The sequence below is a fragment of the Candidatus Endoriftia persephonae genome (assembly GCF_023733635.1).
Classification (GTDB): Bacteria; Pseudomonadota; Gammaproteobacteria; order Chromatiales; family Chromatiaceae; genus Endoriftia; species Endoriftia persephonae.
The window spans coordinates 2,580,015-2,604,973 of the sequence record NZ_CP090569.1; the positions used below are offsets into that span (position 1 = coordinate 2,580,015).

Genomic DNA, 24,959 nt, shown 5'->3' on the forward strand with positions numbered 1-24,959 from the left:
TTAACAACATCCTTGACCTGCTGCGGGTGAGCAGGTCCAATTCGCCCATGATTATCGATACCCTGCTGATCCTCTCCGCCTACCTGTTGGGCTCCATCTCCAGCGCCATCATCGTCTGCACGTTGATGGGGCTACCCGATCCGCGCACCCAGGGCTCCAACAACCCAGGCGCCACCAACGTGCTGCGCATCGGCGGCAAGAAGGCGGCGGCCATCACTCTGCTGGGCGACATGCTAAAAGGCCTGCTGCCGGTACTGGCAGCCCACCTGCTCACCGACTCGCCCCTGACCTTCGCCCTCACCGCCATGGCGGCGTTTCTCGGCCATCTCTACCCAATCTTTTTTGGTTTTCAGGGCGGCAAAGGGGTAGCCACCGCCCTCGGCACCCAGTTCGGACTCGCCTGGCAGATCGGCGGCAGTGTGGCGCTGATCTGGCTCTTCATGGCCAAGATAATGAAAATTTCCTCCCTTGCCGCGCTGGTCTCGATGGCGCTGGCGCCCGTGATCGTCTGGTGGTTTTGGCCCGCGCCAGAGTTGATCTCAATGCAGGTGATGATGAGCCTGCTGCTGTTCTGGCGGCATCGCAGCAACATCCAGAATATGTTGGTAGGCTCCGAAGAGCCGATCTCCAAGGAACAGGGGCCCAAGACCTAAACCGGTTGGAGTGTCTCCATCAGCCAACGGGGTTGGGCGGAAAAACGCAGCGGCTCCGACTGCCCCGCCCTGAGCCGCTGCCAGCCGGCATAGGCGATCATCGCGCCATTATCGGTGCAAAATTCCGGTCGCGGGTAGTAGGCCAGCCCGCCCTCCTTCTGCATCATCGCGCCGATCGCCGCACGCAGACGCTGGTTGGCGCTGACACCACCGGCCATCACCAGGGTCGAGACCCCGCTCTGGCGCACCGCCCGCCGGCACTTGATGCGCAGCGTATCGACTACCGCATCCTCGAAAGCACGGGCAATATCTGCCAGGGTCTGGCGACTGACCATTTCCCCCTCCTCCCGCCGAGCAGCCTGCAGGGTATTTAGAGCAAAAGTCTTGAGACCACTAAAGCTGAAGTCGAGACCGGGCCGGTCGGTCATCGGACGCGGAAAGCGATAACGCCCCGGATCGCCCTGCTGTGCCAGCTGCGCCAGCTCTGGGCCACCCGGATAGGGCAACCCGAGCAGCTTGGCAGTCTTATCAAAGGCCTCTCCAGCCGCATCGTCCAACGACTCACCCAGCACTTGGTAGCGACCGATCCCTTCCACCAGCACCAACTGGGTGTGACCACCGGAGACCAGCATCGCAACAAACGGGAAAGGCGGCGGCTCGGCCTCCAGCATCGGCGCCAGCAGGTGGCCCTCCATATGATGTACGCCAATCGCCGGCACCCCCCAGGCCCAGGCCAAACTACGGCCGATGGCGCTGCCCACCAGCAGTGCCCCCACCAGCCCGGGACCAGTAGTGTAGGCAACGCCGTCTATCTGTTCCGCACCGAACCCCGTCCCCCGCAGAACCTGCCGGATTAGCGGCAACACCTTGCGCACATGGTCCCGCGAGGCCAGCTCCGGCACTACGCCGCCATATTCGGCATGCACTGCGATCTGGCTGTGCAGCGCGTGGCCAACTAAGCCCTGTTGGCTGTCATAAAGGGCGATGCCCGTCTCATCGCAGGAGGTTTCGATCCCAAGTACTCGCATCGCCCAATCGGCCCTCTTAGTCATTACGAAACAAAATCAGGCGGCCAAGTTTAGCAGACAATCCCACACCACTTTTGAAAAGCACAGAGCCATGTTGTAGAATTCGCGCCTTTCAACCGGGCCCCGGCCAAACAACTGAAATTCTGAGGAACAACTACAGATGCCCAACGTACGCGTCAAAGACAACGAACCTTTCGAAGTCGCCCTGCGCCGCTTCAAGCGATCCTGCGAGAAAGCCGGCGTTCTCGCCGAGGTCCGTCGCCGTGAGTTCTACGAAAAGCCCACCTGGGAACGCAAGCGCAAAGCTGCCGCCGCCGTCAAGCGTCATCTGAAGAAGCTCTCTCGCGAGAACCGCCGCTGGGAACGCCAGTACTGATCGCTTTCTGCGACAGGGATCTCTGAACGATGTTGAAGCAACGCATCCAGGATGACGTAAAAGCCGCGATGAAGGCCAGAGAGAAGCAGCGCCTCGGCACGCTGCGCCTGATCACCGCTGCGATTAAGCAGCGCGAGGTCGATGAACGCATCGAACTCGATGACGATCAGGTGCTTGCCATCCTAGAGAAGATGATCAAGCAACGTCGTGACTCGATCGCCCAGTATCAGCAGGCCGGCCGCGATGAGCTGGCCGCTCAGGAGCAGAGCGAGATCGAGATCATCCAGGACTACATGCCTGAAGGTCTCAGCACTGAAGAGATCAACTCCCTGATCGAGGAGGCGATTGCCTCCTCGGGCGCCTCCGCCATGAAAGATATGGGCAAGGTGATGGGGCAGCTCAAACCCAAGATGCAGGGCCGCGCCGACATGGGGCAGGTCAGCGCCCTGGTCAAGCAAAAGCTCTCCGGTTAACCTTCTCTCCCCTCTCGGCTGGGGGCATCAGCTATCTTATGCGTTATCCCCAGCATCGCAGATAGCTTCAGACCCATGGCCGGCCGAATCCCCCATCACTTCATCGATGAACTACTCAGTCGGGTGGACATCGTCGATCTGGTCAACCAGCGAGTGCCGCTAAAGCGCGCTGGCAAAGAGTACCAGGCCTGTTGCCCGTTCCACGACGAAAAGACCCCCTCCTTCACCGTCAGCCCGGAAAAACAGTTCTACCACTGCTTCGGTTGCGGCGCTCACGGCTCCGCCATCAGCTTCCTGATGGACTACGACAACCTGGGTTTTATCGAGGCGATTGAGGAACTCGCCACCAGCACTGGCCTCGAAGTCCCCCGCGAAGGTGGCCTGCCGCAAGGGCCAGACCTGCGCCCCCTGTTCCAACTTATGGAGCGCACCGCCAGCTACTACCGGCATCAGCTGCGCGACCACCCCCAGGGGCAGACCGCCATCGACTATCTGAAACAGCGCGGCCTGACTGGCGAGATCGCCGCCACCTTCGGCATCGGCTTCGCTCCCCCAGGCTGGGACAACCTGCTGCAGCACACAGGCCAACAGAGTGAGACACTGCGCCAGCTGCGTGAGACCGGCATGATCACGGAAGGAGAAGGCAAACACTACGACCGCTTTCGCAACCGCATCATGTTCCCGATCCGCGACCGGCGTGGCCGCACCATCGGTTTTGGCGGCAGGATATTGGAGGATAGCGCCGCGACGGACAAGGCGCCAAAAGCGGCCGGCCCCAAATACCTCAACTCCCCCGAGACCCCCTTGTTCCACAAGGGGCGCGAACTCTACGGCCTGTTTGAAGCCAGCCAGGCACTGCGCAAGATCGACTCCTTGCTGGTGGTCGAAGGCTACATGGATGTGGTTGCCCTGGCTCAGTTCGGCATCCGCAATGTGGTAGCCACCCTCGGCACCGCGACCACCAAGGAGCATCTGGAGCTGATCTTCCGCATCTGTCCCGAGGTGATCTTCTGTTTCGATGGCGACCGCGCTGGCCGTGATGCTGCCTGGAAGGCCCTGCAGACCAGTCTGCCGGTGATGCGCGAGGGACGTGAGGTGCGCTTTCTGTTCCTACCTGATGGCGAAGACCCCGACACCCTGGTGCGCAAAGAGGGGGTAGAACAATTCAGCGACAGAGCGAAAGCGGCCATGCCACTCTCCCGCTTCCTGTTCGACCAACTCAGCAGCCAGATCGACATGCAGTCGATCGACGGCCGCGCACGCCTGGCGCAGCTAGCGAAACCCCTGCTTGAGCAGCTACCCGCCGGCCTCTTCCGCCAGATGATGTTTCAGGAACTCGAAGGACTGGTCGGCATCAAGCCGGGACAACTCGACAGCAGCACGCCACAAAATCAACAGGGCAAGCCCGGCTCCACCTCTCGAAAAAAATACCAGCAACAACGTCTCACACCCCTGCGTAGCGCCATTGCGCTGTTGCTTGACACCCCCACCCTGGCACAGCTGGCAGCGGACACCGATGACGATTGGCAACAATGGCAAGCTCCAGGAGTACCGCTGCTACGCCAGCTACTTGAATTAATCCGGGCCCAACCTACGCTTAATAAAGCGGCCATCATCGAACGCTGGCGAGACCAGGAAGCCTTCGCCGCATTGGATAAATTAGCCACCTATCGATTTGATCTTCCTGGCATGGACAAAGAGGCGGAATTTCGCGATGCGATCAGCAGACTCAATCAGCAATACCGCAAGCAGAGCGCAAAAACGCCACACAAGCTCAATCCTAGCGAGCTCTCCGAGGAAGAGCGTCGGGCACTTCGACAACGCTTTCCTGGTCAAAGATAGGCGGCCACGCTGAATCAATGCAAAAAACCCGGGTAAAGCGCTATCGCTGCCCTGGAATCATGCTAGAATGGGGAGTTTATTCGTCGGCACTCGCCTGACTCGGACTACAAGGTTGAAAATGAATCAGGAACAACAGCGATCACAGCTAAAACAACTGATTGCAAAAGGTAAGGAACAGGGCTTCCTAACCTATGCGGAAGTCAACGACCATCTGCCCGAAGGCATCGTCGAGCCGGAGCAGATCGAAGACATCGTACGCATGATCAATGACATGGGGATCACCGTACACGAAACCGCCCCCGACCTTGAAGACAAGACCCTGAGTGACGAAGCTGTCACCAGCGATGATGACGCCGCCGAAGAGGCCGCCGCCGCGCTGGCCAGCGTCGACAGCGAGTTTGGCCGCACCACCGACCCGGTACGAATGTACATGCGCGAGATGGGCACCGTCGAGCTGCTAACCCGCGAAGGCGAACTGCGCATCGCTAAACGCATTGAGGACGGCCTCAAACAGGTCTCCGCTGCCCTCGCCACCTTCCCCGTCACCATCGAGATGCTGCACAGCATGCTCACCAAGGTCGGTGAAGGTGAGAAGCGTATGGCGGATGTCATCAATGGCTTCATCGACCCGAACGAGACAGACGAGATCCCCATCCCGCGCCCCCCTCGAGCGAAAGATAGTGGCGACGAGGAAGATGAAGAACCCGTCGATACTGGCCCCGATCCTGAAGAGGTTGCCGCCAAGACAAAGGAACTAGGCAAGCGCTACAACGCCCTCTGCAGCGCACTCAAGAAGCATGGCCGCAACAATCCCAAGACCCAAAAGGCGCTCGAGGCCTGCGCTGAAAGCTTCCTCGAGTTCAAACTGGTCCCGAACGCGTTCAATCACCTTGTCGCCAGCCTGCGAGACACCATCGCTCGGATTCGCGCGCAAGAGCGGATCATCATGAATCTTTGTGTCGACCGGGCGCGTATGCCCAGAAAAGAGTTCATCGCTTCTTTCCCCGACAACGAAACCAATCCGGACTGGCTGCAGCAGCAACTTGATGCCGGTAAATCCTACAGCGAGCCGCTGCAAGAGTATGCCGACGATATCGCCCGCGCCCAGAAGCGCCTGATCACTCTCAAGCAGGAGTGCCAGCTCACCATCAGCGACATCAAAGAGATCAATCGCAAGATGTCCATCGGTGAGGCCAAGGCCCGTCGCGCAAAGAAAGAGATGGTCGAGGCCAACCTGCGTCTGGTGATCTCCATCGCCAAGAAATACACCAACCGCGGCCTGCAGTTCCTCGACCTGATCCAGGAGGGAAACATCGGTCTGATGAAGGCGGTGGACAAGTTCGAATACCGGCGCGGCTACAAATTCTCGACCTACGCCACCTGGTGGATTCGTCAGGCCATCACCCGCTCCATCGCGGATCAGGCACGCACCATCCGCATCCCTGTGCACATGATCGAGACCATCAACAAGCTTAATCGCATCTCCCGTCAGATGATCCAGGAGATGGGCCGCGAGGCTACCCCGGAAGAGCTGGCCGAGCGCATGGAGATGCCCGAGGACAAGGTCCGCAAGGTTCTGAAGATCGCCAAAGAGCCGATCTCCATGGAGACCCCGATTGGCGACGATGAAGACTCCCACCTGGGCGACTTCATCGAAGACTCCGGCGTTGTCTCGCCAGTCGACTCAGCCACTTCGGAGGGCCTGCGCGAAGCGACCCAGAACATGCTCTCCGGACTCACTTCCCGTGAAGCCAAGGTACTGCGCATGCGTTTCGGTATCGACATGAATACCGACCACACCTTGGAAGAGGTCGGCAAACAGTTCGACGTCACCCGCGAACGCATCCGACAGATCGAGGCCAAAGCACTGCGCAAGCTACGCCACCCCTCCCGCTCCGAGCGAATGCGCAGCTTTCTGGACAACGAATAAGCTGGCGGGTCTATCCCGCCCTCTTTTCAGCAGCGTTTTATCTGCTAGAATTCGCGCCGTCCATAACGCCTTGCGCCTGTCGGCGGCAAATCCCATCGGGCCCTTAGCTCAGTTGGTTAGAGCAGGGGACTCATAATCCCTTGGTCGTAGGTTCGAGTCCTACAGGGCCCACCAATAAAAACAAATAGTTACAGAAGGTTCCAGGCCACCTGGCTGATCAACCCAATCCAAGCAAATCTTCTTTAGAGAGATCAGACGCCAGCACTTTGAACACCAGCCGGGAATAATGGCTCATCGCCTGCTGGTCTTTCAGCAGGTGAGTGGCATCTTCCCTATCTTTGCTCTCTAAAAGCATGGTCAGCACCGCGCTGGTCACCGCCCTTTGCAGATCGCCACCCTGCATCATCTGCTCTTCGCTGTTGCCAACTTCGATCTGCTTGCGCACGGTGGGATCACGGCGCGCCTGCTCGCCGATTGCCAGCAGATTGCCCATGCGCTTGATGCGATCCCCTTCCGAGAGACCCTCGCCAAACAGGCTGTTCAGGGCGTGAATGATTTCGCTGATTCGCTCACGCGTCCGGTCGCGACCCTCGCTGATGCCACCGGCAACCGGGCGCAAATCGGGAGCGTCCTCCTTCACCCCAAGCGTCATATCCGCCCCCTCGCGCTGATAGAGCTTGAGGTGAGTCATGCGCAGACCGGAGAGATCGATCTCCGTCATCGGCACATTGGCCAGCCGTTTCACATAGAGACGGATAAAGCGATTGAGCTTCTCCAACTCGGGATCACCCAGCGGTACCACCTGGGCGATGAATTCGTAGAGGCGTACAAACTTGCGCATGCCGTCGCGCAGCTTCATCAAGCCGTCACGCTCGGCAGCGTATTCGGCGCGCTGTGACTCCACTTCTTCCGCGCCGCGCTCGTCGCCCTCTCCGTCGCGGCGGTCAGCCACCGGCTCCTAGCGCGCGATGGTGTCGTTTAGCTCCTGCAGTCGTCCCTTGAAGCGCTGCACCGCAGGCTCCACGGCAGCAGCGCCTTGGCCAGCCTAGCGCTCTTGGCGGCGTTGTCACCAAAACCGCTACCACGCTCGATCCCGGCCACCACGTCCTGTTGATGGTCGGTCTGCTGGATCGACTCACGCAGCTGGTCATCCAGCATTGTGCGGTCGGTCACCACGATCACCGAGGCAAAGCGGCGCGAACCGTCAGCCTCGTGCATCCGGATCAGGCTATGGCAGAGCCAGGCGATGGTGTTGCTCTTGCCCGAACCGGCACTGTGTTCCAGCAGGTGGCACCTTCCCACACCTTCGCTGCGTACCGCGGCATCCAGCCGGGTCACCACCTACCACTGGTGATAGTGGGGAAAGAACATCGTCTCCTGCTTGTAGCGGCGGCCGTTGGCGTCCTCCATCTGCCTATTTTCGAAGATGAAGAAGCAATGATCAGCTTCAGCAGTGCGCCACCTTGTAGAGCAGCTTGTTGGAGAATTTGAACTGCTCGAACACGGCACGGGCGTTGGCGGAGAAGTTGTTGATGTAATCCTCCAGCTTGGCCAGGGTATCGGCCACACCGAGGTTGTTCAGCTGGTAGCGAGAGGTGTTGTAGAACTGCTGGCCGCTGACTTCGGGGAGTACCAGATAGGAGTTGATGCCAAGCTCGGCGATCTCCGCATGCTTGGTGAGTACGGCATCGCGGGGCGGCTCCAGCACGCATTCAAAACGGCGCAGCACGGTGAAGGGGAGGATCACCAGACCGTATTCAGATTGTTTGAAGTCGCCGCGTAGCAGCTCCGCCACCGACCAGATAAGGCCGCCGAGATTTTTTTGTTCCATGTGTTGGCCAGAATTATCGTTATTCGGCCGAAGGGGGAGGCCTATGTATGCGAGCGCTATAGTAATTCACTCTTCTGTCCTGTGAAATTTCCATGAAAAGTGTGTTTGAATATCATTATGAACTTATTTGCTGTGACGATGTCCGACTAAGTGATAGAAAATATTTATACAAGCATAAGGAGATATTTCAGTGTCTGCATTGATCGACAATTTTCCCTACAACGGCGTGGTGACGGTGAACCGTGTCATCCTGAAACCTGAGTACAGCGTGGACGACCTCCAGGAGCGGGTCGCTTATCTGTGTGAGAACGTGAAGACCTACCACTCGGATACAGGTTTCGTGGGGGGCTTCGTCTCCCTCAACAGCGGCAACATCTCCAATGAGGGGAGTACAGTGGGCCAGCCGGTGGAGAGCCCGCTGAAGGGGCGCGAGGCGCTTATCATCACCTTTTGGAACTCCTTTGAGGAGCACGAACAGTCCCATCGCAGTGAGACTTTCCAGCCGTTGTTCAGCAAGGTGCTGGAGTTGTGCGAGAACGGCAATGAGGAGATCGCCTACGAAATGCTCTGGTCCGGGCGCGCCTACACACCTGAAGAGGCGACCAAGGCGCGTGAGGCGAAGGCGGCGCATCTGCACGCGGCGGCTTGAGTCCCTCCCGCTTATAGAGCCCCAGGTGGGTCATCCGCAGGCCGGAGAAATCAATCTCTGTCATCGGCACATTGGCCAACCGTTTCACATAGAGGCGAATAAAGCGACTGAGCTTCTCCAACTCCGGATCACCCAGCGGCACCCACCTGGGCGATGAACTCGTAGCGGCGTACAAACTTGCGCATGCCGTCGCGCAGCTTCATCAGCGTTTTGCGCTCGGCGGCGTATTCGGAACGCTGCATCTCGACCACCGACCAGATGAGGCCGCCGAGGTTTTTTGTTCCATGTGCCGCCCTGTTTATTGCTTTTCTACAGGGTGGCCAGTTGTCTGACATCCCTGTGCTTCATCTTCGATATTAAGTGTCTTGCGATGACAAGGCGGTAAAGTGCTCAGCAAACTTCGTGTGAGCGCAGCAGAATCTCGGAATTATCCAGGGCACCGACCCTAGGAAAAGCCGATCTGCACGGATCAGCAGCTCATCCCTGAGCACTAAATCCGCTTTGAGGCGACCATGAGAGGGTGGGAATCAGACGCGAGGCAGAATAATAGGCAAGCTTCGTCAGATAGAGCTACAACTCAATCGCATACTTTTTCATGCGGTAGAGCAAAGTATCCCGCGAGAGTCCGAGGAGACGGGCTGCCTTGCTGCGGTTACCACTGGTGCGACCCAAAGCCTGTTGGATGAGATTAGCCTCCAACTCATCCAACACTAATCCATCATCCGGCAGGACAAAATCCCTACCGGAGGCCCCATCCAGCCGGGACTGTTCGCGGATCTCCAAGGGAAGGTTTTCCGCCCGGATAATCCGATCACTGAACAGGATAAGCATGCGCTCACTCAGGTTTTTCAGCTCACGAACGTTGCCGGGCCAGCTATAACGTCGCAACAGCTTCATTGCTGTTTTGGAGTAGATGGGCGGGGCCAGCTTATATTGTTCCGCCAGTTCATCAGTCAAGCCCTGAAGCAGGCCGTCGATATCCCCCGAACGATGCCGCAAGGCTGGCAGCTCCAAGGGTACGATGTAGAGACGGTAGTAGAGATCAGCCCTGAAGCTACCTTCCTTTACTGCTTGTGCCAAATCACGGTTAGTCGCAGCCACCACGCGCACATCCACCACCTCGGGCTGGGCTTTTCCCACCGCCTGGCACTCGCCAGACTCAAGGAAGCGCAGCAGTTTTGCCTGCGCACTAAGGGGCAGTTCCGAAATCTCATCAAGGAACAGAGTGCCTCCAGCTGCCGCCTGCACCCTACCCGGTTGGTCTGAGACAGCACCAGTAAAGGCTCCCTTACGGTGGCCGAACAACTCCGACTCCACCAGCTGCTCAGGCAGAGCGGCACAATTGACGGTGAGAAACGGCCCATCTGAGCGGCGACTGCAGCCATGCAGGGCGCTAGCCAAGAGTTCCTTACCCGTACCACTCTCGCCGCTGACCAATACGGTCGCGTCGGTTGCGGCTACGATCCTCATCGCCCGGAGCACACTCAGGAACTCCGGCGCCTTACCCAGCAGATTTTGTCTTATCGCATGCATCTTTTCAGTCTATCTCATCACCTGATCCTACAAAATGAGAAGGATCAAATACCCCCAAAATAGTAACGTCACCAATCCATTTTTTAAACCCACTCTCCTCGGGAATTCTATTTGTCTCTATCTTTCTGCACCACCCTGTTGCTCCAATTTTGTCATCATCGGCCAATAAGGATTTTCATTCTTGGGATGATCGTGAAACCCCTCCCAAAATCGTTGAACCCAAGGCGATATGCAGGCTATCTGATAGGAAAATGTGACTTCGTCACTTAAGCCCCCTGCCTTTGCCACCGATACTTCGAGTGTCATTTTTATAGGCCATCCTGTGGGTAGAGTCATGAAGCTGTTACGTACCATCGCCGCGATCACCCTCTCCACCAGTCTGCTTGCCGCCTGCGGCGGCAGTGGTGAATCAGTCAGTACACCAGTCGGGGAGACCGGCGGAACCTCCAGTCGTGTCGCCTTTGACGGCAGTGTTGGTGACGGCCCGGTGGTCGGTGCCACTGTCAGCATTCGCGACCGCAACTTTCGGCTGCTCGCCACCACCAGCAGTACCGACCGGGCTAGCTTCAACTTCGACGGTGAGATCGCCGACAGCGCCTTCCCGCTGATCATTGAAGCGACCGAAGGCATCGACCTAGTCACTAACGCCGCCCCCGACTTTGTTCTCAGCGGGGTAGTGATGACACCCTCACAGACGCGGGTCAACCTGACGCCGCACACCACCATGATGGTGAAGAGCGCACTGGCAATGGAGGGTGGGCTGACACAAGCTAACCTGGAGCGCGCCAGAAGCGCTGTCACCACCCGCCTCAACTTTGGCCTGGATACCAGCAAGGTGCCCGATCCGATGAGCACCGAGGTGACTATCGACAATGTCACCGAGGTGACCCTGTCGAGCGAGGTGTTCGGTGAGATGGCACGCCGCACCGCCTACTGGATCGGCGGTAATGTCAGCGAGGATGATATCTTCACCGCGCTAGCAGCCGACCTGGTCGATTCGGTGCTGGATGGCCGCGGCGCCGAAGGCACGGTGGCGCGCTACACCGCGATCGCCCATGTGGTCAGCGCCCAGGTGTTGATCGAGGCGATGCTCGACGGCCTGCAGGTGAACAATCAGCCGGCCAACACCGCCCTGGACGACGCCATCGACCAGGTGCTCAGCACCGCTGATCGCTCGATACGCCGCTCAGTGACCGAGGTCAACGTCAATAGCCTAATGCTCAGCCAGGCTCAGGCAGCACTGGCCGCCGCCCAGGCGATCGACCCGAACATCCCGTTGGGGGATCTGCTGAGCCTGCTGAGCGGGCTGCAAAACGGTACCGCGGGCAATACCGACGAGGCACTCAGCAACGCCGGTGTCGACAACTCTCTGAGCAACGGCTTGGATCAGACCATCTCCATCGTCGCCAACAGCAACAACAGCGGCGTTGAGCAGGTCAATCAGGTGGCCAGCGGTAGCGATGCTAGCTCGAGTAGCGGCAGCGAATCTGTCAGCACTGTTGACGCTGCCGGCAGCAGCACTTCCACCGGAGATAACAGTAATGCTGGCAGCACAAATGAGGGTGACGGCTCAGCCGGCACTGTAAACACTGTTCCCACGGCCATCGCAGACAATGCTGAAACCAACCAGAACAGCTCAGTCATCATCGACATATTGGCCAATGACAGCGGCATAGACAACAGCCCTATCACCTTGACCATAGCTGCTAATCCCAACTCAGGGAGTGTACAGGTCAATTCTGACGGTACCATTAGTTACCAACCCAACAACGGTTTTTTTGGCTCTGATCGCTTCAGCTATCAGCTAATGGATACGGACGGTGATTCAGCCATGGCAGAGGTCACCATCACGGTCAATTGCACTAGCAACTGCAGCGCGCAGCTACGTCTCACCTGGAGCGAGAACACTACCGCACAGATCAGTGGCTATAAGATCTACCACGGTACCAGCAGCGGTAACTATGGTGAGGCAATCTGGGCCGGCGATGTCACGAGTTACGACTACACTGCCGAATCACTTGGCAATCACTACTTTTCTGTCACTGCAGTCGACACAGATGGAAATGAGTCTGCCTACGCCAATGAAGTTGCGATACAACTATGATAAACATCAGTCCTGAGGCTCTTTATCGCCGGCCGTAGCCGGCGATTTTATTTTTGATGTGACCCGGTTCCTCGAACCACCTATTTCGCACCTTATACTGAGCCGAAAGACCCTAGGAGGGCGACTGTTGGCTCATTTAGATCCTGTTTCATATATCCCCTGCCAAGCATCCTGGCAGACGCTGCTAACAACAGCCAAGCAACGCTTGCTCAGCTTAACCTTGGCTGCACTGCTCATTCTCATGTTCGCCCTTGCCTGCCCGGCCCAAGCAGCAGCCGACCTGGTGGCCCGTGGCGCCAGTTACATCGAAGAGGGACATCCGGAACAAGCCCTTGATCTCTTCAGCAAGGCGGTGAAAAAAAATGACCCCGCCGGTGCATTTGGTCTGGGTGTACTCTATTTTCAGGGCATCGGTGTCGACAAAGATCCAGTAAAGGCGACCAACTGGTTCCTGTTCGCTGCCAAACAGAACTATGCCCCAGCCCAGTTCAACCTCGGTAACGCCTACCTCAGAGGACGCGGCGTCCCAAGCGACAAGGGAAAAGCGGAGTACTGGTGGCGCCAAGCCGCCCTCCAGGGTTATCAACGCGCCCAGTTCAACCTTGCTTCGCTACTGCTCAATGAACGGCCAGATCCGCCAGCCAAAGAGGAGGGTATTGCCTGGATGCGCGCAGTAGGCCTGCAGGGGGTACAAAATGCAGTCGATCTGCTGGATGAACTTGGAGAACCCCTGGATTACAGCGACATTGCGATCGACTGGTCACGCGAACCACTCCGCAGCGAAGCCCGACTGCTGACCTTTCCGCCCAACCACTATGTGATTCAGCTGATCTCAGCCCGCCTCTTCAAATCAGCCGTCGATTTCATCAACGAACACGATCTGGGAGGAAAGGCGCTGCTGTTTCGCTTTCAGTACAAAGACAGCTCAACCTGGATCGGCGTCACCATGGCCGACTATCCAAGCAAGAAAGAGGCGTTGGCCGTACTCGAAACCCTCGATGAAAAATTCAAGCAGGGTGCCTGGATACGTTCAGTCAAAGCGATTCAGCAGGCGATCAAGAAAGCACGTGCAGAGGCCCCCTGACCTCCCCGCCGCTATCGATCAGATCATCATTCGCTATCGACCGGCATCTGGGTCGCCTGGTCGGCAAACACCTCCCGGGTAATCTCCAGAAAACGCTTCGCCTGGGGCGAGAGAAACTTCCCGCGTCGCAGCACAATGCCGTAACTGCGGTCCGGGAAATAGCGCCCGAGCGGGATCTTCGCCAGATTCTCATCGCCGCTGAGACAGAGATCTGTGACGATGGAGATACCCAGGCCGATCTCCACATACTTTTTGATGACCTCCCAGCCGCCGGCCTCCAAGGTGACCTGATAGCTGGCATTGTGCTGTTCAAATACCAAATCGACCATGCGCCAGGTGCTCAGATGATGCGGCGGCAGAATCAACCCATAGGGGCTGATATCGTGCAGTGTAACCTCAGACTTGCTGGCCAACGGGTGATCCGGGGGGGTGATCAGCGCCGGTCCATAGTTGACCACCGGCTGATAGGTTACATCGTCGGGCACCTCCAACATCGAGCCGATGGCGAAATCGGCCTCATCGGCACGTAGCATCGCCATGCCATCACGCCCGGTTACATTGTGCAGCTTCAGGCGGATACCAGGATACTGGGCCGCGAAACGGCGCATCGGCTCAGGCAGGATGTAGAGGATCGTCGACTCACCGGCGGCGATGTTGAGCTCGCCATTCTCCAGCTTGCCGCAGTAGGCGGAGAAGGTCTCCTGCAGCTTATCCATCCCCTCGACCAGAGGCTGCGACAGTTTATAGAGGATTTCGCCCTCCGGGGTCAGCTTGATCTTCGGCCCACGACGCTCGAACAGCACCGTATTGAGCTCCCGCTCCAGCGCCTGAATCTGTAGCGAGACAGTGGGCTGACTCAGGTAGACACGTTCTGCGGCTTCGCTGATCGAACCGGTCTGCGCTGCATGGCAAAACGCTCGTAGCTGTTTCAGGCGATTTTGCTTGTAGTAGATCTGGGGCGTACTCGACATATCTCTATCCGTCATTGAGAGCGGGGCGCCCCAATAGTAAGTTCTCCAACAAAAATCACCAATACTTCATCTGGAAATTATTTATTTATTCAATCAAGGCCTAGCTGATAAGCGAGCAAGGAAGAGGAGGATTTGCCCATATCCCCCTCCCCTCGCTGCTATTTTGTCTATCCTTTTAGGAGGCTGTCGGGTTTGGCCATTTGAAACGAAAGTCACTGGGAGCAAATCAAATCAGTTTATCGCCAGAGGAGAATAGCCCGGCTATTTGACGAGGGGGATAGGCTGATTTGATCGCTATCCAGGGATTTGCAGCCAAAAAGTGTTAAATCCGACAGCCCCCTGTTGCAGTGACAGAGAGAGCCCGTCAGGCCTTTCATGTCGTAGACGATTTACTCAAGGAACAACACTATGAAGAAACCGGAAGTCAGGCAGGATCCGATGTATCTGCTACTTCGGGAAGGAAAAATCGAGGAGTTCAACCGACGCCGGGAAGAGGGGCAAAGCTGCGATCTGCGCCATGCAGACCTGCGCGGACTCGACCTGCGCGACCTAAAGGCCGCTGGACTCGACCTCGGCAACAGCTATCTGCGCCAGACCGATCTGCGCGGGCTCAACCTCCAAGAGACCAATCTGGAAGGTGCCAGCATCAACGGCGCCAAGATCAGCGGCACTTTCTTCCCCAAGGCACTCTCTGCCGAGGAGATCACCCTGTCACTGGTGCATGGTATACGCCTGCGATACCGCTGAGGCAGGCGGGGTACTCCTTAGGGGGTATCCAACTGAGCAAGGATGTTGCGGGCAACCCGGCGCTGATCGGCATCACCCTCTTCGAGAATCTCGTAGAGCAGATCGCGCGCAGCCTCTACCTCACCCTGATCCCTCAACTCCTGCACCTTGCGCAACTTTTCCTCAACCTGCGCCTCCGCACCCTCGATCGCATCCAGCTCCGCTTCCATCTCATCGTCGGTGAGCGGCACAAAACGATCCGGATCGGTGTAGTCGTTGGCCGGGTCGATCTCACTGCCCATCGCCGGAGCTTCCGGTTCCTCAGCTACCGGAGCCTCATTTGCAGAGGCCAGCGCAGCGCCCTCCGGCACCGCATCTCCTTCAGTCGCTTCCCGATCGCGGATGAAACCACGGGAGAAGAACACGCCCAGCTCAAACAGCACCCACATGGGAAACGCCAGTAAAGTCTGGGAGATCACATCCGGTGGTGTCAGGAACATACCAACGACAAAGGCACCGACGATGATATAGGGACGCTTTTCGCGCAGTTTTTCCGGTGTAGTCACCCCCATCCAGACCAGGATGATGGTGGCGATCGGCACCTCGAAGGCGATGCCAAAGGCAAAGAAGAGAGTGATAACAAAATCGAGATAGCTACCCATGTCGGTGGCGATCTCGATACTTTCCGGCGCAGTGCTGGTCAAAAACGCAAACACCAGCGGAAAAACGATGAAGTAGGCGAAGGCCATCCCCAGGTAGAAGAGAAAGGTGCTGGAGACTAGCAGCGGCACCACTAGGCGTTTCTCGTGTTTGTAGAGCCCTGGCGCCACGAACGCCCAGAATTGGTAGAGGATAAACGGCACGCACAGGAACACGGCTGCCTGCAGTGCGAGTTTAAAGGGGATCAGGAAAGGATCGATCGGCTTGGTGGAGATCATGCTGCTGCCTTCTGGCAGCACATCCCGCAGCGGCACAGAGACCATCAGGTAGAGGTCATTGGCAAACGGAAACAGCACCAAGAACAGCACCAAGACCGCCAACACCATGCGCAGCAGGCGGTCACGCAGCTCCAGCAGATGCGAGACAAGCGGTTGCTCTGCGACCGTATTACCCTGATTTTCAGCAGTCATGGTGGCTAGGGGATCTACTTCTCAGCGCCAGGGATCTCACGATCCTCAAAGGTGTTCTTGGCATCGTTGACAGCCTTCTCTGAGCTACGCTTCACTTCAGACAGGTCCTTCTGCGTCTCTTCGATCACCTCATGTAGCGGATTCATCTGCTGCATCTGCTTTTGCATGATCTCTTTCAGCTCGTCGGCCTTGATCTCTTTATCGATATCGGCCTTAACGTTAGCCAACAGTTTGCGGCCATGGCCGACCCATCGACCCACCGTCCGCGCTACTCTTGGCAAGCGTTCAGGCCCGATCACAACCAGCGCCACCAAGGCGATAACGCTGAGTTCCCAGAAACCGATGTCAAACATAGATCAAAACCAGGGAAAAGCTGCCAATGGCAAGGATGGATTAAACCTTCTCTTTCTTTTTGGAAGTGACCTCACCCTCGATGGTGGTGCCCTTCTCGTCCTCGCTGATCTGCTCACGCTTCTCGGCATCAGCCTCAGCCTGCTTCTCACCATCGGACATCGACTTCTTGAAACCCTTGATCGCACCACCCAGATCACCGCCGATATTCTTCAGCCGTTTGGTGCCGAACAGCAGCAGGACGATCGCCAAGATGATCAATAACTGCCAAATGCTGATACCACCAATACCCATTTTATTCTCCACTCTCAACCGGTCCGAAAGGACCAGGTTTGATTATCGTATCTAACGTTGTCCGCCGGGACATTCGCCCCGCCGCTCGCGAATCACTCTCAAAAACACCGGCGCATCATACCCCAGAAGCGTTACTACCGTAAGCACCGGCGAAACCACCTGTTCCGGGAACGAAATCTCAGCGACTCCGATTTGCCTTCTCTTCCAGGCCAGAGAGCCCGAAACGCCGCTGCAACTCCCGCAGCACATCGTCTGGGCCCAATCCCTGCTGCGCCAGCAACACCATACTGTGGAACCAGAGATCGGCCATCTCATAGACGATCTTCTCCGCCACCCCGTCCTTGGCGGCCATCACCGTCTCAGTGGCCTCCTCGCCGATCTTCTTCAGGATCGCGTCCAGACCCTTGGCGTAGAGCTTCGCCACGTATGAACTGTCGGGATCCGCCCCCTTGCGCTCCTCTAGCACCTCAGCCAATTGTTGCAGTACGTCGCTCATAGCGATTCCTCAGCCGTAGATCTGATTCGGGTCTTTGATCACCGGCAACACTTCGACCCACTCATCGCCGTGCAGTTCCCGGTAGAAACAATTGTGACGCCCGGTGTGGCAGGCGATACCGCCCTTCTGCTCCACCTCCAGCAACACCACGTCGGCGTCGCAGTCGACCCGGATCGACTTCACAATCTGTTGATGGCCCGACTCCTCGCCCTTGTGCCAGAGTTTCTGGCGTGAGCGGGAGAAGTAGACAGCATGGCCGGTCTCCCGGGTCAGTTGCAATGATTCCCGGTTCATCCAGGCCATCATCAGGATCTTGCCAGTGCCAGTCTCTTGGGCGATGGCGGGCACCAAACCATTGTCGTCCCACTTGATCTGGTTGATCCACTCGCTCATCAGAGGCGCACCTCCACGCCCTGATCGCGCATGAACTGCTTCGCCTCGCCGATACTGTATTCGGCGAAGTGGAAGATGCTGGCCGCCAGCACCGCATCGGCGGCACCCTGTTTGACGCCATCCACCAGGTGCTGCAGGTTGCCGACACCGCCGGAGGCGATCACCGGGATTGGCACCGCCTCGGCGATGGCGCGGGTCAGTTCATTGTCAAAACCAATCTTGGTGCCGTCTCGATCCATACTGGTGAGCAGGATCTCGCCGGCACCGTAGTCGGCCATTTTCTTTGCCCACTCGATGGCGTCGATACCTGTGGGCTTGCGTCCACCGTGGGTGAAGATTTCCCACTTCGACGGCTCGCCCTCACCGCTCACCCGTTTGGCGTCGATGGCGACGACGATGCACTGGGAGCCGAACCTGGTGGTCGCCTCCTTGACGAATTCCGGATTGGATACAGCTGCGGTGTTGATCGCCACCTTGTCAGCACCCGCGTTGAGCATGCGCCGCACATCGTCGACGGTACGGATGCCGCCGCCCACAGTAAGCGGGATAAAGACCTCAGAGGCGACCTGCTCCACCACGTGCACAATGGTGTCGCGGTCGTCAGAGCTAGCGGTGATATCGAGAAAGGTAATCTCGTCGGCGCCCTCTTCATTGTAGCGGCGCGCCACCTCCACCGGGTCGCCGGCATCTCGTATCTCGACAAACTTGACGCCCTTGACCACCCGGCCGGCGTCCACGTCGAGACAGGGAATAATGCGTTTGGCTAGCATATTATTTCTTGCCTTAGCTTAAACTATCCGCCAGCTTCTGACCCTCGGCGAAGTCGAGGGTGCCCTCGTAGATCGCGCGGCCGGTGATGGCGGCGGTGATGTTGTTGGTCTCGGCCTTACACAGCGCCTCGATGTCGCCGATATTGGTGATGCCGCCGGAGGCGACCACCGGGATCGATATGGCGTTGGCGAGTGCGGTAGTGGCCTCGATGTTGGGGCCGGTCATCATACCGTCGCGGCCGATATCAGTGTAGACAATGGCAGAGACGCCGTCGTCCTGAAAGCGCTTGGAGAGCTCCACCACCTCAAGATCGGTCACCTCGGCCCAGCCGTTAATCGCCACCATGCCCTCCTTCGCATCCAGGCCGACGATGACGTGGCCGGGGAAAGCCCTACAGGCTCGGGCCACGAATTCCGGCTCCTTCACCGCCTGGGTGCCGATGATGCAGTAGCTGACCCCGGCGTTGAGGTAGGCCTCGATGGTGGCCTCGTCGCGGATGCCGCCACCGACCTGGATCGGCATATCGGGATAGGTCTTAGCAATGGCGCGGATCGCCTCGCCGTTGACTGGCTCGCCGGCAAAGGCGCCATTGAGGTCCACCAGGTGCAAACGGCGACCACCCGCCGCCACCCAGCGCCCAGCCATCTCCACCGGGTTGTCGGAGAAGACCGTGTCGTCCTCCATACGGCCCTGGCGCAGGCGTACACACTGGCCATCCTTCAGATCGATTGCAGGGATCAGTAACACGTCTTATACCTTCCAGTTCACAAAATTCGTCAACAATCGCAGGCCGTCATCGGCGCTCTTCTCCGGGTGAAACTGCACCGCGAAGAGGTTGTCGCGGCCGATTGCACTGGCAAATGTGACACCGAAATCGGTGGTGGCCATCACCAGATCCTTCTCTTCCGGATCGACGAAGTAGCTGTGCACAAAGTAGAAACGGCTACCCGCCTTGATCCCCGACCAGAGCGGATGCTCACGGCTGGGACTCACCCGGTTCCAGCCCATGTGGGGAATCTTCAGCAGCTCGCCGTCCGGCCCCCGGCCACCGGGGAAGTGGCGCACCTCGCCGGCAAACAGACCAAGCAGCTCGGTGCCACCGTTCTCTTCACTCTGTTCGAGCAGCACCTGCTGCCCCATGCAGATACCGAGGAATGGTTTCTCCTTGGCCGCCTGCAGCACCGCCTGATTCAGATGGTGATCGGAGATGGCGGCCATGCAGTCGCGCGCCGCGCCCTGACCAGGAAAGACCACCCGGTCACAGTCGTGGATCGCCTGGGGATCGTCGGTGACCAGAACCTGATCATCCTCGCCCACCACATGCTCCACCGCTTTGGCGACCGAGCGCAGGTTTCCCATGCCATAGTCGATGACAACGATGCTTTGTGCCATTCAAAAACTGCCTGTCTGAGTTACAAAATGGTTTAGAGCGAACCCTTGGTGGAAGGGATCGCCTCCGCCATGCGCGGGTCGGGTTCCAGCGCCATGCGCAGCGCCCGGCCCAGGGCCTTGAACACCGTCTCCGCCTGATGATGGGCATTGATGCCGCGCAGGTTGTCGATATGCAGGGTGATGCCGGCATGGTTGACCAACCCCTGGAAAAACTCCAGAAACAAATCCACGTCGAACTCACCGATGCGTGCGCGGGTAAAGTCGACCTGGTACTCGAGGCCGGGGCGGCCGGAGAAGTCGACGACGACGCGGGAGAGCGCCTCGTCGAGCGGCACATAGGCGTGCCCATAGCGACGGATGCCCCGCTTGTCGCCCACCGCCTCAGCCAGCGCCTGACCGAGGGTGATGCCGATATCCTCCACTGTGTGGTGGGCATCGATGTGCAGATCGCCTTTGGCCTGGATCTGTAGATCGATCAGGCCGTGGCGGGCCACCTGATCGAGCATGTGGTCGAGAAACGGCACGCCAGTCTCAAAGCTCGATTGACCTGTACCATCCAGATTCAGACTGATGCTGATCTGGGTCTCGAGGGTATTGCGCTCGACCTGTGCTGTACGACGCTGCATGGGAAATGGGCTCCCGCTGGTTGATCACCCAGGCAGGAAGGCCCGCCCGGAAAAGGGCGCATTTTAGCAGGCTGTCCGCAAAAAAAACCAATCGGCCAGCAGTCAGACCAACCAGTGTAGCTCTTATCCGCTGAAAGCTGGGTGTTGGGGCTCAACTCCCAGAAATTGTTCATTGACGGGCTGTTTTGCTTTAAGCAGCACTCTCATCTGCTGGTTGCAGCCTGAAGAAACCGATAAGACGCTCCATCTCGTCGGCCTTTTCACTCATCGACGCTGCAGCCGCGGCGGTCTGTTCTGCCAGTGCCGCATTCTGTTGGGTCATCTCGTCCATGCTGGTGACTGCCTGGTTCACTTGATCTATCCCCTGCGACTGCTCCTGGCTGGCAGCCGCAATCTCGGCGATGATGTCACCGACCTTCTTTACCCCAACCATGATCTCATTAAGGGTCTCGCCGGACTCATTCACCAGAGAGGAGCCTGCTTCGACCTTGTTGACACTGTCCTCGATCAGCCCCTTAATCTCTTTGGCGGCGGTTGCACTGCGACCGGCAAGATTACGCACCTCGGTGGCAACCACGGCAAAACCACGGCCCTGCTCACCGGCGCGCGCCGCTTCGACCGAGGCATTCAGCGCCAACAGGTTGGTCTGAAAGGCGATCTCATTGATCACGCCAATGATCTCGGCGATTCGGGTGCTTGATTCGTTGATATCATTCATCGCCTGCACGGCATGGCTGACCACATCACCACCCCGCTCCGCCATCTGGCGTGCACTGGCAGCAAGCTGATTCGCCTGCTGGGCACTGTCGGCATTGCTTCTTACCGTACTGGTCAACTCCTCCATGCTGGAAGCGGTCTGTTCCAGACTGCTGGCTTGGCCTTCGGTGCGTGCGGAGAGGTTGGAATTGCCGGCGACGATCTCATCTGATGCGGTGTTGATCAGATCCGCCGCCTCCTGAATCGGGCCCACCGTCTCCCGCAACTGCAAGATGGTGGAATTCACGTTCTCCTGCAGCATGCCGAATTCACCTTCGAACTTCCCTGACATGGTCTCACTCAGGTCACCTTCGGCAAGCTGTTGCAGCATATGTCGGGTACCCTTGACCGGTTCGACAATCGCATCAAAGATGGCATTGAGACCCACAATCAGCTCTTGCCAACTCCCCTCGAAACGACCGGTCTCACCCCTCACATCAAGCCGGCCCCGCTGTGCCGAGGCGATTAGCTCTCCGGATTCATCTAAGAGACCGTTTACCGCCGCGACACAGCGATTGACGCTATCTTTGATCTGATTGAAGTCGCCGCGGTATTCCGTCTCGATTGGTTCTGGAATATCCCCGTGGCTGATGCGGTCGAGATAGCCGGAGGCCTCGATCAGCGGCCCACTGAACTGCTCGGTGATGTTGTTGACCCCATCCAGCAACCCCGCCCAGGCCCCCTTGAACTGCCTAGTATCGCAACGCTTGTCCAACTGCCCCGCGTGTGCCGCATCGGTCATGCCGGTCAACTCCTGCTGTAGACCACGCAGCACCTTCACCATCGTGGTAAAGGAGTTCGCCAGTGCTCCCACTTCATCTCTGGAATCGATCTTCAACTGCCGTATCTCAATATTGAGATCACCATTGGCGATTTTCCCGGTCGCCTCCACCACCCGGGCAAGCGGCTGGGTGATTGCCCTGGAAACCAGCAGGCTGAACCAGATACCGATGGCCAGCACAACGATCAATATCAGCCACTCGGCAGTCATCATGGCACTGACTTTTCCGGCGGAAGCGGCAGCCAACATACCAACAGCCGCATTCATATTCTTCAGGGTCTTAATATTGAGATCCCGTACCCGTGCCAACGCTTTTTCAAACTCGGGTGAAGCCGGCTCAAGCACACGCAGTTTTTCAGCGGCCACTTGGAGCGCACTCCATTGATTGGCAACCACGGCAAGTTTTGCCTCGATCTCCTCATTCTGGTTGGGGGGTAAGGACAGCGGTTTTTTCATTCCCAGGTCGGAGAAAGTCTCGCCCCCATCCCTTAGCGCAGCCAAGGAGACCTCAAACAGCTTTTTTGTCTTATCGGTAGATCTAACTGACTGCTCGCTTCGACTCCGCCCCAGATCGTCGAACAGCTCCTTGGTGAACTTCTGGGTCAACATACGTTGCCGCCCTGCGATGTTGATAACCGTGGAATCTGCCTTTTGCTGATTCAGAGTCGCTACGGTGTAAACAACAACACCTACCAAAGCGAGTGCAAAAAAGAGGCTGATAATGAGAATTTTTTTGCCGACGGAGAATTTATCCAGGAATTTATGCATCACCAACCACCTCGATACGTCTGTTTGTATCCCCAACCATGAAGAGCACCTCGACTCGGTTTAATCACCCGAAAGATGAGTCTGCTTCACAATATCGACACAAGGTACAGGGACTTTAGACTGGCGAAGAAAGGCGAACAGGCCAATGACACAGCCGATGACGTTCATCATCGGCTGAATGCATGGTGGAATGACTGCCACGCTCCCGGAAAATCCGGGGATGGCAACAATAGGAAGGATTAGCAGCAGCTCAGCAGAACGCCACCCATTCGGCTTGAGTCAGTTGAGGGGCTTCCATTGCTTGTCACCCCCCCGCCAGAAAGACACCGCTCAAGCCCTCCGGACTGCAGGCAGACGACCTACCAGTTCTCTCCCAGCAGCTCAAAATGGGCTTGAGGATGGAGACATGCGGGACAGAGATCCGGCGCCGCCTCTGCCTCATGCAGATACCCGCAGTTGCGGCAGCGCCAGACCACCTTGCCGTTGCGTTTGAAGACACGTCCTGCTTCGAGGTTGTCCGCCAGATCCGTGTAGCGTTTGCCATGCTGCTTTTCCGCGATCGAAATCGCCTCAAAGGCCATCGCCACCTGCTCAAACCCCTCTTCCCGGGCAACCCGGGCGAACTCGGGGTACATGCTGGTCCATTCGTGCTCTTCACCTGCCGCCGCAGCTCGCAGATTCTCCAGAGTAGTGCCGATCCCGCCCGCAGGAAAGGTCTCGGTGACCTCCACCTCGCCACCTTCGAGGAACTTAAAAAAGCGCTTGGCGTGCTCCTTCTCCTGATTCGCAGTCTCCTCAAAGATATGGGAGATCTGCACCAAGCCCTCTTTACGCGCCACCCCGGCAAAGTAGGTATAGCGGTTACGCGCCTGGGACTCACCGGCAAAGGCGATCAAAAGATTTTTCTCGGTCTGCGTACCTTTAATGCTACGGCTCATCAATATTCTCCTTTCGCCAGGGACCTTAATTGGCATCAGCCAGAAAACAGCTACGTTCGAGGGACAGGGCGTAACACAGCCTTCAGAACATCTCCGCCTCGACCTCCAGATACGCCACGCTGATGTGACGCCCCACCTCTGCGTTGAAATCGACCCAATCCTTGAATTCCGCCAGGGCCTCAACCACCTTGGGTTTCATCTCGAAGTCACTCAGCCCCTCATCAAGGTATTTCGCCACCTCCTCACGCAAAATGGAGAGATAGCGTTGGAAGGCCTGCGGCACCGCGATATCCCCAGTGGGCCCATGACCCGGCACAAACACCGTGGCGCCGCTTGCCATCGCCATCTCGATGGCGGCGATATTACCCTTGAAGGTGCCGTTATCCATCCGGCCGAAACGATTGTTCATCACGTTGTCACCGAGAAACATTAGCGACTTCTCCGGGATGAAGACCATCAGGTCAGTGTCACTGTGGGCCTTCTCGCCATAGAGGAACTGGAACTTGATCCCGGCCAGTTCCACCTCATCGCCATGTCTTACCGCTAGGTTGGGAGCGTAGATTCCGGTGCCATCGGTGGCGCCTTCAGTGAGTCGCTTGAGTAGCGCAATCCAGCTATCCCCCTCACCCTGCTCAACCTTCTCGATCATCTTCGGATGACCGTAGGTCGGAATCTTCGGATTGATCTGGTGAAAGGCATGGTTGGCGAGCCAATGGTCGCCGTGGACATGAGTGTCGATCAGCGCCACCACCGGCAGATCGGTGACCTTGCGGATCTGCCGCATCACCATCTCACCGCTCTGCACGCTGGAGCCTGGGTCGATGACGACCACACCATCCTTGCCAACGATAAAGCCGGGATTATTCATGAACCCCTGATTCTCCACCGACGGGTGTCCCAATGGACCCTGGATCACATAGGCGCCATCTGCCACCTTCACCGCAGGATAGTCGCGCACCGCCGGGCCACGTCCTTCCGCCAGCACCGGGCCGACAACAAAAAATGCCAGCAACAACCCCAACATCTGTCTCATACCATCCTCCAAAAAAACATAGTCGTTATA

General features: G+C 57.8%; 27 protein-coding genes and 1 tRNA gene. 10 read left to right on the forward strand and 18 right to left on the reverse strand.

The window, feature by feature from the left end; genetic code table 11:
• Positions 1–47: 47 nt before the first annotated feature.
• Positions 48–653: a glycerol-3-phosphate 1-O-acyltransferase PlsY gene (plsY, locus tag L0Y14_RS11630; protein WP_006473991.1), complete on the forward strand. Its 606-nt coding sequence runs from the start codon at positions 48–50 to the stop codon at positions 651–653.
• Here plsY and tsaD read toward each other — a convergent pair.
• Complete coding sequence (gene tsaD / locus L0Y14_RS11635; protein WP_006473992.1) at positions 650–1,681, reverse strand: tRNA (adenosine(37)-N6)-threonylcarbamoyltransferase complex transferase subunit TsaD; 1,032 nt, start codon at positions 1,679–1,681, stop codon at positions 650–652. The two genes, plsY and tsaD, sit on opposite strands and share 4 nt — an antisense overlap.
• A gap of 160 nt (positions 1,682–1,841) precedes the next feature.
• Between tsaD and rpsU the strand changes: the two genes are divergently transcribed.
• The 5 genes from rpsU to L0Y14_RS11660 all read left to right on the forward strand — a co-directional run bounded on the left by rpsU (position 1,842) and on the right by L0Y14_RS11660 (position 6,476).
• On the forward strand, positions 1,842–2,057 hold the full coding sequence (gene rpsU / locus L0Y14_RS11640) for a 30S ribosomal protein S21 (RefSeq protein ID WP_005960972.1): 216 nt from the start codon (positions 1,842–1,844) through the stop codon (positions 2,055–2,057).
• A gap of 29 nt (positions 2,058–2,086) precedes the next feature.
• Complete coding sequence (locus L0Y14_RS11645) at positions 2,087–2,530, forward strand: GatB/YqeY domain-containing protein (protein WP_005960971.1); 444 nt, start codon at positions 2,087–2,089, stop codon at positions 2,528–2,530.
• Between the two features lie 75 nt (positions 2,531–2,605).
• Positions 2,606–4,372, forward strand: coding sequence for a DNA primase (gene dnaG, locus L0Y14_RS11650; protein ID WP_006473993.1), 1,767 nt, complete (start codon positions 2,606–2,608; stop codon positions 4,370–4,372).
• 118 nt (positions 4,373–4,490) lie between these two features.
• Positions 4,491–6,302: an RNA polymerase sigma factor RpoD gene (gene rpoD, locus L0Y14_RS11655; RefSeq protein WP_006473994.1), complete on the forward strand. Its 1,812-nt coding sequence runs from the start codon at positions 4,491–4,493 to the stop codon at positions 6,300–6,302.
• A 97-nt stretch (positions 6,303–6,399) separates the two neighbouring features.
• Positions 6,400–6,476 (forward strand) — tRNA-Ile (locus L0Y14_RS11660).
• A 43-nt stretch (positions 6,477–6,519) separates the two neighbouring features.
• On the opposite strand, the gene L0Y14_RS11665 is transcribed toward L0Y14_RS11660, so the two are convergent.
• The 3 genes from L0Y14_RS11665 to L0Y14_RS11675 form a co-directional block, all read right to left on the reverse strand.
• Positions 6,520–7,254 (reverse strand): hypothetical protein, encoded by a 735-nt coding sequence (locus tag L0Y14_RS11665; protein ID WP_006473995.1) that lies wholly within the window; start codon positions 7,252–7,254, stop codon positions 6,520–6,522.
• A 26-nt stretch (positions 7,255–7,280) separates the two neighbouring features.
• Positions 7,281–7,643: a DEAD/DEAH box helicase family protein gene (locus L0Y14_RS11670; RefSeq protein ID WP_006473996.1), complete on the reverse strand. Its 363-nt coding sequence runs from the start codon at positions 7,641–7,643 to the stop codon at positions 7,281–7,283.
• A gap of 106 nt (positions 7,644–7,749) precedes the next feature.
• Positions 7,750–8,133: a type I restriction-modification system subunit M N-terminal domain-containing protein gene (locus L0Y14_RS11675; RefSeq protein ID WP_006473997.1), complete on the reverse strand. Its 384-nt coding sequence runs from the start codon at positions 8,131–8,133 to the stop codon at positions 7,750–7,752.
• A gap of 190 nt (positions 8,134–8,323) precedes the next feature.
• Here L0Y14_RS11675 and L0Y14_RS11680 point away from each other — a divergent pair, with 190 nt between their 5' ends.
• Positions 8,324–8,782, forward strand: coding sequence for a hypothetical protein (locus L0Y14_RS11680; RefSeq protein ID WP_005966817.1), 459 nt, complete (start codon positions 8,324–8,326; stop codon positions 8,780–8,782).
• A gap of 570 nt (positions 8,783–9,352) precedes the next feature.
• Here L0Y14_RS11680 and L0Y14_RS11685 read toward each other — a convergent pair.
• On the reverse strand, positions 9,353–10,315 hold the full coding sequence (locus L0Y14_RS11685) for a sigma-54 interaction domain-containing protein (protein ID WP_005966820.1): 963 nt from the start codon (positions 10,313–10,315) through the stop codon (positions 9,353–9,355).
• 334 nt (positions 10,316–10,649) lie between these two features.
• Here L0Y14_RS11685 and L0Y14_RS11690 point away from each other — a divergent pair, with 334 nt between their 5' ends.
• Positions 10,650–12,419 (forward strand): Ig-like domain-containing protein, encoded by a 1,770-nt coding sequence (locus tag L0Y14_RS11690; RefSeq protein ID WP_251859195.1) that lies wholly within the window; start codon positions 10,650–10,652, stop codon positions 12,417–12,419.
• A 220-nt stretch (positions 12,420–12,639) separates the two neighbouring features.
• Positions 12,640–13,503, forward strand: a complete 864-nt coding sequence (locus L0Y14_RS11695; protein WP_139042189.1) for an SEL1-like repeat protein — start codon at positions 12,640–12,642, stop codon at positions 13,501–13,503.
• Between the two features lie 26 nt (positions 13,504–13,529).
• On the opposite strand, the gene L0Y14_RS11700 is transcribed toward L0Y14_RS11695, so the two are convergent.
• Positions 13,530–14,474: a LysR family transcriptional regulator gene (locus L0Y14_RS11700; RefSeq protein ID WP_240991728.1), complete on the reverse strand. Its 945-nt coding sequence runs from the start codon at positions 14,472–14,474 to the stop codon at positions 13,530–13,532.
• Between the two features lie 408 nt (positions 14,475–14,882).
• Here L0Y14_RS11700 and L0Y14_RS11705 point away from each other — a divergent pair, with 408 nt between their 5' ends.
• Positions 14,883–15,221, forward strand: a complete 339-nt coding sequence (locus L0Y14_RS11705) for a pentapeptide repeat-containing protein (RefSeq protein WP_005964606.1) — start codon at positions 14,883–14,885, stop codon at positions 15,219–15,221.
• Positions 15,222–15,238: 17 nt separating this feature from the next.
• On the opposite strand, the gene tatC is transcribed toward L0Y14_RS11705, so the two are convergent.
• The 12 genes from tatC to L0Y14_RS11765 all read right to left on the reverse strand — a co-directional run bounded on the left by tatC (position 15,239) and on the right by L0Y14_RS11765 (position 24,929).
• Complete coding sequence (gene tatC / locus L0Y14_RS11710; protein ID WP_005964604.1) at positions 15,239–16,330, reverse strand: twin-arginine translocase subunit TatC; 1,092 nt, start codon at positions 16,328–16,330, stop codon at positions 15,239–15,241.
• A 14-nt stretch (positions 16,331–16,344) separates the two neighbouring features.
• Positions 16,345–16,683: a Sec-independent protein translocase protein TatB gene (tatB, locus tag L0Y14_RS11715; protein WP_005964601.1), complete on the reverse strand. Its 339-nt coding sequence runs from the start codon at positions 16,681–16,683 to the stop codon at positions 16,345–16,347.
• A 40-nt stretch (positions 16,684–16,723) separates the two neighbouring features.
• Entirely contained in the window at positions 16,724–16,975 is a 252-nt protein-coding gene (tatA, locus tag L0Y14_RS11720) for a Sec-independent protein translocase subunit TatA (protein WP_006475601.1), read from the reverse strand.
• A gap of 178 nt (positions 16,976–17,153) precedes the next feature.
• Positions 17,154–17,471, reverse strand: a complete 318-nt coding sequence (locus L0Y14_RS11725; protein WP_005964595.1) for a phosphoribosyl-ATP diphosphatase — start codon at positions 17,469–17,471, stop codon at positions 17,154–17,156.
• 9 nt (positions 17,472–17,480) lie between these two features.
• A complete protein-coding gene (hisI, locus tag L0Y14_RS11730; RefSeq protein WP_305790647.1) occupies positions 17,481–17,867 on the reverse strand; it encodes a phosphoribosyl-AMP cyclohydrolase in 387 nt (128 codons plus the stop codon).
• On the reverse strand, positions 17,864–18,634 hold the full coding sequence (gene hisF, locus L0Y14_RS11735; protein WP_005964589.1) for an imidazole glycerol phosphate synthase subunit HisF: 771 nt from the start codon (positions 18,632–18,634) through the stop codon (positions 17,864–17,866). The genes hisI and hisF overlap by 4 nt, the downstream gene beginning before the upstream one ends.
• Positions 18,635–18,647: 13 nt before the next feature.
• A complete protein-coding gene (gene hisA, locus L0Y14_RS11740; protein WP_006475600.1) occupies positions 18,648–19,382 on the reverse strand; it encodes a 1-(5-phosphoribosyl)-5-[(5-phosphoribosylamino)methylideneamino]imidazole-4-carboxamide isomerase in 735 nt (244 codons plus the stop codon).
• 3 nt (positions 19,383–19,385) lie between these two features.
• The gene (hisH, locus tag L0Y14_RS11745; RefSeq protein ID WP_005964583.1) at positions 19,386–20,027 is read right to left on the reverse strand and encodes an imidazole glycerol phosphate synthase subunit HisH; all 642 of its coding nucleotides are present in this window, start codon (positions 20,025–20,027) and stop codon (positions 19,386–19,388) included.
• Between the two features lie 32 nt (positions 20,028–20,059).
• Positions 20,060–20,653 (reverse strand): imidazoleglycerol-phosphate dehydratase HisB, encoded by a 594-nt coding sequence (hisB, locus tag L0Y14_RS11750; RefSeq protein WP_006475599.1) that lies wholly within the window; start codon positions 20,651–20,653, stop codon positions 20,060–20,062.
• Positions 20,654–20,843: 190 nt separating this feature from the next.
• A complete protein-coding gene (locus L0Y14_RS11755; RefSeq protein WP_006475598.1) occupies positions 20,844–22,799 on the reverse strand; it encodes a methyl-accepting chemotaxis protein in 1,956 nt (651 codons plus the stop codon).
• A gap of 518 nt (positions 22,800–23,317) precedes the next feature.
• A complete protein-coding gene (rbr, locus tag L0Y14_RS11760; RefSeq protein WP_006475597.1) occupies positions 23,318–23,896 on the reverse strand; it encodes a rubrerythrin in 579 nt (192 codons plus the stop codon).
• Positions 23,897–23,978: 82 nt separating this feature from the next.
• On the reverse strand, positions 23,979–24,929 hold the full coding sequence (locus tag L0Y14_RS11765) for an MBL fold metallo-hydrolase (RefSeq protein WP_006475596.1): 951 nt from the start codon (positions 24,927–24,929) through the stop codon (positions 23,979–23,981).
• Positions 24,930–24,959: the final 30 nt, after the last annotated feature.